The following is an 8,559-nucleotide window of genomic DNA, read 5'->3' as shown; positions in this document are numbered from 1 at the left end:
GGCCTATTCAATGCGCGGTATCTCTACAAGGCGATCGAGGAAGAGGTCCGCAAGGGCCGCCGCAACCACTTCAGCCTGATGTTCATGGACATGGATCACTTCAAGGAAGTGAATGACACCCATGGCCACCTGGTCGGCAGCCGCCTGCTCGCTGAGGTTGGCAACCTGCTGCGGCGTGTCTTCGGCACCGCGAACCCGGCCTTCCGCTACGGCGGCGATGAGTTTGTCGTACTGATGCCCGGCGTTGAAAAAGAACGCGCCGTCACACTGGCCCGCACTATCTATGACACGTTGGGCGAGTCCCGCTTCCTGACCGGCGAAGGCCTTTCACTGCGCGTGCAGGGAAGTCTTGGCCTGGCCACCTTCCCCGAGGACGGCGACACCGTGCACTCCATCATCCGTGCGGCCGACACCATGATGTACGAGGTGAAGAACACTACTCGTAACAATCTTGCTGTGGTGGGCATGGGCCTGCTCTACGATCGCCCGATGCAGACCCCCGAACAACGCGAAGCGCGGGGAACGGCGATTGGGCAGTCGATGGTTACATAGCTAGTTGCTGGTTCCTAGTTGAGGCAGAGCCTCGTTTGTGTGACGTGTAGCCTAGCAGAGAAACTTGCTCTTCCTCATGAGGAATCCCGACGCTCCAGACCAACTAGCAACCAGGAACCAGCAACTAGCAACTGCGCAGCAAACGGCTGCGCTCATCACCGACTTCTTTCAGGCCTATCCCCACGCGGCCATCCTCGAGCACGGGGCGCTGCTTTTCGATATGCGCTCGGCGCAGTGGAGTTTGAATACCGATCACAATCGCTGCACGCTTCATCTTTGGAGTGAGGAGCGGAATCTTACGCGGCGTGTCTTGTCTGCGGAGGCTCGCAGCAGCGGCTTGCGGTTGAGCGTGCAGCGGTTTGGCCAGCCGAAACCTACGACGCTGGATCTGGTCTCGAAGCAGGAGCGGCGGCTGCCTTCGACTCGTGATGCTGCTCGCAGGCAGTATCTGCGAACGCTGGAGCGTGTGCTTGTCCGGAACTATCCGGAGTGGAAGCCGGCGGGTTTCAGTACTGCCATGGATCTGGAGCGCAGTTTTGGACCGGCGTATGCGCGGGGTGTGATCACGCGTGGGCAGCAGGCGTGGGCGGTGCTTGGGGTTGGGCCGGAGGAGTCGGCGCAGACCGTCGATGGTGTGCTCACACTGGGCATTTTGTGGCTGCAGCTCTGCCGCGAGCGGGCGATGGGGAAGCATCTCTTTGCGGGACTACGCATCGTTGTTCCAGCAGGCACGGCGGCGCTGACGCTGGCGCGCATGGCGTGGCTGAATCCGCGGATTGCGCAGTGGGAGCTGTATGAGCTTGATCCTCGAGCGGAAGAGCTGACGCAACGCGAGCCTGCGGATCATGGCAATCTGAAGACACGGCTGATCCATGCTCCGAATCCGGATACTACGCGTTTTGATGTTGCGATCGCGAAGGTGATGGAGCTGGTTCCGGCTGCGTCGCGTGGGCTTGTGGAGCAGCGGCTGCGGTCTGCGACGGAGCTGGCGTTTCTGCTGCATGGGCTGGAGTTCGCCCGTATTGTGTTGCGGAGCGCAGCGAACTCCTTTGCGCACACGCTGGAGATCACGGTGGGCGCGGGTGCGAATGAGACCTTGCTCAATGACGCGGACCGCGATGCGCTTCGTGCGTTGGTCAGCGAGCTCTTTCAGCGACGCCGGCCTGAGGGCGACAGCAACGATCCGCTCTTCAGGATGCAACCGGAACGCTGGATGGAGTCGCGTTTGAGAACCAGCCTGCCGGAGATGGATGAAGCTCTGCGGGCAGCGCCTGTCTATACGCAGGTGCCGGCTTTTGCCGCTACGGATCGCGGCATGCTCGATCTGCTCGGGGTCACCAACGGCGGGCGGCTTGCCGTGCTGGAGCTGAAGGCGGATGAGGATCTCCATCTTGCGTTGCAGGCGCTTGATTACTGGATCCGAGTGCGTTGGCATGCGAGGCTTGCTCCGCATGAGACGGTGAATCCGCTGCAGCAGCATGGATATTTTCCCGGCATTGGGCTCTCGCAGGATGTTCCGCTGATGTACCTGGTGGCTCCGGCGCTGAGAATTCATCCCGCGACGGAGGTGGTGTTGCGGCATTTGAAGCCGGAGGTGGAGTGGCATTTGATTGCTCTTGATGAGCATTGGCGGACGGAGATTCGGGTGACGTTTCGGAAGCATTCGCCGAAGGTGTAAGAGCAGATCCCTAGGGGATGACAAACAAAAAACATTCGCGCTTCCGCGCGAACTTCCCACATAAGCTTGCACCCCAGCGAACAAAGTTCGTCGGGGACCCCGCGGCGCGTATGTGGGGCACCCTGTCGTGCCCCACCAAAGGCCCGTGACTCACCATTCAACAATTCAACCATTCAACTATCGGGGCCGAAGGCCCCGCCGATCTAGAATTCCTCCATGCATCTTCGCTGCGCTCTGGCGCTCCTCGCCCTTCCTCTCGCCGCCCTGGCCGCTGATAAAAAGACCGTCGCAAAGACTCCGGAGGCGCCGTCTGCGCCGATCCGGCTTTCGGTTGATCTGACGGACTCTTATCGTCATCTCGTGCATGGCACGGAGATTATTCCCGTCGTCGCTGGACAACTTACGCTTGAGTATCCGGAGTGGATTCCCGGCACGCATATGCCTGCGGGGCCGATTGCGCAGTTTGCCGGTATCTTCTTTACCGCGAATGGCAAGCCGCTGGGATGGCGTCGTGATGATGTCGATATGTACGCCTTCCACCTGGAGATTCCTGCAGGTGTCAGTGAGATTGAAGCGAAGTTCGACTATCTGGATTCCACCGATCAGCGGTCCTTTACCAGTAACAACCTTGCGGTGCTGGAGTGGAACTCGGCTGTGCTGTATCCGGCGAAGATTCCTGTAGCGAAGATCAAGGTGACTCCGTCGATCACGCTGCCTGCGGGCTGGCATGGTGGTGGAGCTCTTGTGCCCACAAACACCAACGGCAACACCACTACGTTTGAGACCACCGATGTAGAGACGCTGGTCGACTCGCCTTATATCGCCGGCAAGTACTTCCACGAGATTGCGCTCGCGCCGGAGTGCACGCCGAAGCACTTCCTTGATGTTGCTGCCGACACGGAAGAGGCTGCGAATCTGCCTAAGGCTACGATCGAGGCGGCCAGCAAGCTGGTGCGCGAGACTCGGCCTCTCTATAAGAGCTCGCATTATCGCGACTATCACTTCGTGCTTTCGCTGTCGGACAAGATTCGCGGTGAGGGGTTGGAGCATCATCAGTCGTCGGATAACGGCGTGGAGCTGGATGGCTATAGCAGCCCGGCGATGGCTGTGAGCAATGCAGATTTGCTGCCGCATGAGTTTACGCACTCGTGGAACGGCAAGTATCGCCGGCCGGCACGGCTGTATCAGCCTGACTACGCTACGCCGCAGCAGGGTGACCTGCTGTGGGTGTACGAGGGCATGACGCAGTACTGGGGCAATGTGCTGTCGGCGCGGGCGGGCTTCTGGACGGCGGAGAACTATCGCGATGCTCTGGCCTCGTCTGCTGCGTCGCTGGATACGCGGCCGGGGCGCCTGTGGCGTAATGCGGAGGACACGGCGATCGCGGCACAGTCGATCCGCGGCGGATCGCAGGCGTGGGTGAGCTGGCGGCGCTCGCAGGATTACTACCAGGAGGGTGAGCTGATCTGGCTGGATGCCGATACGACCATCCGCAAGCTGACCAACGATCAGAAGTCGCTGAATGACTTTGCGGCGCTCTTCCTCGGGGCGGGYGGCGATACGCCTGCGAAGGTGCTGCCGTATGAGTTCGACGAGCTGGTGAAGGATCTCAATCAGGTCGTCGMGTATGACTGGGCGAAGTTCCTGAAGGATCGCATTCTGTCGCACGGCCCCGGCGATCCGTCGATCGAAGGCCTGGCGCAGGCTGGCTACACGCTGGTCTACACGGACACGATGTCGTCTTATCAGCGCAGCGGCCTCGCCCGTCGCGGCACGGTGGATGCGCTGTACTCGCTGGGCTTCCGGGCGAATCGTGAGGGCGTGATCAGCGATGTCTATATGGACTCAGTCGCGTATAAGGCAGGGCTGGGACCGGGGATCAAGATTGTGGGTGTGAACAGCACGGCGTTCTCCGGCGATGCGCTGTATGGAGCGATCAAGGCGGCGAAGGGGACGGATAAGACGATCGATCTGCTGGTGGCGATCGGGAATGATCTGAAGACGATCTCGCTGAATTATCACGATGGGGAGAAGTATCCGCATCTGGTGCGGGCGGAGGGATCGCCGGCGTATCTGGACGAGATCATCAAGCCGATGGTGAATTAACGGTCTGGGTGTATCGCGCTACGCGCGATCCGCTTTGCTTAAGGGCACGGCTTTCAGCCGTGCCGTACGAGGGTACAACAAGGCAAGCGGCTTCAGCCGCTGAGGTCACTGCATGGGCCTTGCGACTTTGCCCTCAGGGGCTGAAAGCCCCTTTCTTTTGGCTGTTGGTACGGGACGGCTGAAAGCCGTCCCCTTAAGCAAGACAATTCGCGCTCCCGCGCGAATACCCAGGTCCCTAAGGGGACCCGGGGCACCCAGTGTCGTGGCTCACTTGGGAACTTCACCACACTTCAGGCACTCGAAGGACTTCCCGATCCACTCGGCCCGTCCATCCTCGGTCACTACCCACTCCCGCGTCTGCCAGGGCGGATCGTGCCGCACATGCCGGGTATGACCGCATTCGAGATCGGCGACCCAATGCCCCTCATCATCCTGATGAAACCCGACAATCGCCCGATGCACGCCCATACGCTCCACCCCCAACTAGAGCATTTTCCCTGTTGCTGGGTATCCCGGAAGGAGGGTGCAGCGGCGTTTTCATTGCGGAAAGGCTCGGCCCGCAGTAAGATAGAACCGATGGCAAACACAGTTTTTTGCGCGAAGTACAAGCAGGAGATGGAGGGTCTTGATGAGCCTCCGTTCGATTCTGAACTGGGGCAGAAGGTCTACAAGACTGTCTCCAAGAAGGCCTGGAATGAGTGGCTTGAGCGCCAGAAGATGCTGCTGAACGAGTATCGGCTGCAGCCCTGGACGCCGCAGGCGCAGGAGTTCCTGGTCGAGCAGATGAACGACTTCTTCTACGGCTCGGGCGGCGAGCTGCCCAAGGAATACGTCGCTCCAGAGCACTAGGGGGAGGCCGCAAGGCCACCCTGCTATGGGTGTAGTAAACTTAAAAGACAGCGGGCAATAGCCCCAGCGCCGCCCGGCGCAACCCGCTGTTTACGTAAGAGTCGGGACGTGGCTCAGCCTGGTAGAGCGCACCCTTGGGGTGGGTGAGGTCGCTAGTTCGAATCTAGTCGTCCCGACCATTTCTTCTCCTCATTTACTTATTAACGCGAGCGGATACTTCATTCGCGTTCGTTCCCAACTTTGGAGTTTCGGGACGCGATTAATTTATTCACGGCGATAGTCAACTCATTTTCGTCTTGTAGGGCGAAGTTGAGCCGTTCAATAAAGGCGGACAGAACGACTCGTACGCTCTGGGCCAAGTCCAGACATGTCTCATCATCCTCAGCATGTAGACCCTTGCTGAGCGCTCCGTGCAATAACGTAAAAGGGTTACGACCGTTCAGTAGCAGGCTATCTGGCAGGGCATGATGTATCGATTTGACAGCTTTTTCAAACTGAGTTTCATCCTTCGCTGTCCGAAGCTCGCCTACCAGAATTTCGTGCTTCCCGAGGCGCTCGCATACCCTGATCACCTCGTCTAGCAAATCATTTTTGCGAAGTTCAACGATCCGACGATAGTAGCTGAAGGCCGCTATTCCAAGTGACTGTGATTCACAACGCCGGCCTTTTAGGAAAAGCTCTTTATCTCGCCCCAAAAGCCTCAAAAGGCGAGTTGGAGTAGGTGGACCAAATGGCGGCATCTCACCAAACTTGAACGCCTCAAGATCGTCGCCATTCTCATTAGTACTCAGGGATAGAGCGAAGGCCTTGTGGTCCATCGAACAATTCTTGCATGTGTAGTAAAGGAAGCGGTGAGCAGGTAACCGTGCGTGGAAATTTATTGTGTCTTCAGAAGAGGAAAAGTAGCGAGAACCATCGCAAAAGTCGCAATATATGTTGATTTCGGGGAGGTTCAGGTATGCCGTCCCTAACCTGCCGTCCTGTTGAACCGTCAGCCCGCGTGTCAAGATCTTAACGGTGGCGTAAGGCGGGGTAGAAGCAAGGAAACTTGCTAATTCGACAGCTTCGAGACGAGATTCAGGATTCGCCATCGCAATGAATTACACCTCGTCTTTTCTGAAAAGACAATAGTTCCGGCCTACGTCTACCGACCGTATAGTGGCATTACAGCTTTAGAAATTGACGCTTGTACAAGAATCCTATTAGGGGTTCTGTGCAGGCTGAATAAGATGTTTCTACTCGCCACTGGATAAAAGTTGAGAGCGACACATGAACGAGATGGAAGCGCAGAAAAATCTGAAGGAAAACAAAATAATACCCGAGGTGGTTTATCACTACACCTCGATGGATACGCTTCTTAAAATCGTAAGGCCTACGATCGGGTCAGGTGCAAAGCTTCCCGTTTTTCACGCAACCAGCGTGAATTATTTAAACGATATTACCGAACGAACATTCTTCTTAGAAGCCATCTCGGGCCGCCTACAACAGCCCGATGCGTGGGGAAAATTCAGCGTCAGCCAGTTTGAACTATCGAAATTTTTCGAAGAAATGGAAGAACCAAACGCAATGATCCGAGATCTGCCGTTTGTATCTTCTTTTTCAGGTAATAGAGATTCGCTGCCTCAATGGCGCGCCTATTGCTCCAACGGAAATGGAGTCGCCATTGGAATAAGAACAGAATCCCTCATCAATGCATTTGGGGGTGAGCAGAAGGGTGGGGGCGAGCATTGGCAATTGAGACCCGTTGTCTCATTCAAAAAGGTCAACTACCTGAGCAAGTCAGAAGCACCCTTGATAGATCAGATGCTATCTGACGCCATCGCTCAAGCAAAAGATGATAAGGCAGACGTAGAGCGCGAGCATGAGGGGTTTGAACTTCATTTGCCCGACAGCGTGTGGTGGCGAATCGCCGAATTGGCGTCTTACACAAAAGATATTTCGTTCGCGACCGAGGAAGAGTTCCGTCTCATTCTGACGAATCCTTACATAGGCGGTCGCATTCATTTCAAGCCATCCCGATTCACGCTTATCCCTTATGCAGAGGTAAATCTTCCCCACCCGACAGCTTCACTTCATTCCGGTTTGAATGCTGTCGGACGCCTAAAGAATCCGTATTTCATACATGAGATAGTTGTAGGCCCCTCGCCGCATTCAGATCTGTCAACAAATGCTCTGAATGAATTTTTTGGGCAATGCGATCTTGATATTGATATTCAACGGTCAGAGATTCCCTATCGGGACACAATCTAAGATTCCGAATATTCGGAACCAACTTCTTGCAGGATGACCATCAACATCGTCAAAGCACCGAGCACCGGCACCATCATTCCCCACCGCAGTGAATGACTGAAGGCTGAGACTTGGCCGGTTAGCCATGGCAGGGCGGAGGAGGCTGCTCCTGCCAGGAAGAAGATGGTGTTGTTCTGGCGGCGGTCCAGGACCTTTGAGAGCAGGGCTGGGTAGAGAGGGCCGAGGCCGAAGCCGGTGCAGAAGGCGCAGGTTAGCATCCAGGCGCTTTGCAGGKGTAGCAGCAGGCCTCCGGTGCCGGCGAGGACCAGGAGGGGTAGCCAGCGCCAGCGGGTTTCGAGGTAACGGTCTGCGCCGGGGAGGAAGGCCATGGCGCGGCTTAGTAGTAGTCCGGCCCAGAAGCATGAGGGGGCGGCGATCGTGATGGCCAGGCGCATGGCGTAGCGGTCGGCGTAGGTGGAGAGCCAGCCTGAGCAGGCGGCTTCGATGCCGGGGGCGAGGATGGTGGCGATGATCAGTGCCGTGGGGACTCCGCGGAGGCCTTGCAGCAGCGATGCGTTCGCGTCCAGCCTGGGCGCAGTGAGTTGGGATGTGCTGCTGCCGGTCATCAGCCAGGTGCCTGCTGCGTAGATGGCCCAGAAGATGGCGAAGGCCAGCAGGACGGTGCGGGGGCTGCCGGTGCGGAGTGCCTGGGTGACTACCGTGGGGGCCAGGAGTGCTCCTACGGCCCAGACGAAGTTCAGACGTACCAGTGCCACCGCGGAGGCTTGTTGTTGTTTGAAGAGGATGCTGGTCGAGGTCATGACGGTGCCGAGGCCTATGCCCCAGAGCAGTGCGGGGAGTTGCGGCCAGGTTGTTGTCGATGCCCATAGTGCTGCCGCCACGCATAACAGCAATGAGTAGGTGGCGATCAGACGTTGCAGCGTGCCGCGGACTAAGAGCGCTCCGAGGGATGAGCCGAAGTAGACGCAGAAGAGCATGGCGCCTGCTCCGCGGTCGGTGAGATGCCAGGCGTGTGTGATGGCGGGCAGCATGGCGCCGGGCATGATGAGGCTTACGCCGGTTGCCCAGAAGCCGAGATAGGTCCAGAGTTTGTTGCGGAGTGTCACCTGGGGAAGTGTATGCGG

8 protein-coding genes and 1 tRNA gene are annotated in these 8,559 nt (G+C 57.7%); 6 read left to right on the top strand and 3 right to left on the bottom strand.

Features of this window, described 5'->3' with window-relative positions; all coding sequences use genetic code 11:
* From AB4043_RS14405 to AB4043_RS14395, 3 genes are all read left to right on the top strand, one after another.
* Positions 1–552 (top strand): GGDEF domain-containing protein (locus tag AB4043_RS14405; RefSeq protein WP_442307350.1); only part of this gene is annotated, 552 nt, incomplete at its 5' end.
* Positions 553–628: 76 nt separating this feature from the next.
* Positions 629–2,230: a hypothetical protein gene (locus AB4043_RS14400; RefSeq protein ID WP_442302046.1), complete on the top strand. Its 1,602-nt coding sequence runs from the start codon at positions 629–631 to the stop codon at positions 2,228–2,230.
* Positions 2,231–2,446: 216 nt separating this feature from the next.
* Positions 2,447–4,336, top strand: a complete 1,890-nt coding sequence (locus AB4043_RS14395) for a M61 family metallopeptidase (RefSeq protein WP_442307349.1) — start codon at positions 2,447–2,449, stop codon at positions 4,334–4,336.
* Between the two features lie 267 nt (positions 4,337–4,603).
* Here the strand turns inward: AB4043_RS14395 and AB4043_RS14390 are convergent, their stop codons facing one another.
* Positions 4,604–4,804 carry a DUF3565 domain-containing protein gene (locus tag AB4043_RS14390; RefSeq protein ID WP_442302044.1) on the bottom strand — a complete coding sequence of 67 codons (201 nt, stop codon included), beginning with the start codon at positions 4,802–4,804 and terminating at the stop codon, positions 4,604–4,606.
* Positions 4,805–4,912: 108 nt separating this feature from the next.
* On the opposite strand from AB4043_RS14390, the gene AB4043_RS14385 reads away from it, so the two are divergent.
* A complete protein-coding gene (locus tag AB4043_RS14385; RefSeq protein ID WP_147646369.1) occupies positions 4,913–5,185 on the top strand; it encodes an oxidative damage protection protein in 273 nt (90 codons plus the stop codon).
* A gap of 102 nt (positions 5,186–5,287) precedes the next feature.
* Positions 5,288–5,364, top strand: a tRNA-Pro gene (locus AB4043_RS14380).
* Positions 5,365–5,403: 39 nt separating this feature from the next.
* Here AB4043_RS14380 and AB4043_RS14375 read toward each other — a convergent pair.
* Complete coding sequence (locus AB4043_RS14375) at positions 5,404–6,276, bottom strand: hypothetical protein (protein WP_442302043.1); 873 nt, start codon at positions 6,274–6,276, stop codon at positions 5,404–5,406.
* A 178-nt stretch (positions 6,277–6,454) separates the two neighbouring features.
* Between AB4043_RS14375 and AB4043_RS14370 the strand changes: the two genes are divergently transcribed.
* Positions 6,455–7,435, top strand: coding sequence for a DUF2971 domain-containing protein (locus AB4043_RS14370; protein WP_442302042.1), 981 nt, complete (start codon positions 6,455–6,457; stop codon positions 7,433–7,435).
* On the opposite strand, the gene AB4043_RS14365 is transcribed toward AB4043_RS14370, so the two are convergent.
* On the bottom strand, positions 7,432–8,559 hold a 1,128-nt coding region (locus tag AB4043_RS14365), incomplete at its 5' end, for an MFS transporter (protein ID WP_442307348.1). The two genes, AB4043_RS14370 and AB4043_RS14365, sit on opposite strands and share 4 nt — an antisense overlap.

Origin of the sequence: Terriglobus sp. YAF25 (assembly GCF_052113305.1) — a bacterium.
Classification (GTDB): domain Bacteria; phylum Acidobacteriota; class Terriglobia; order Terriglobales; family Acidobacteriaceae; genus Terriglobus.
This window is presented reverse-complemented; position numbering and strand designations above follow the sequence as displayed.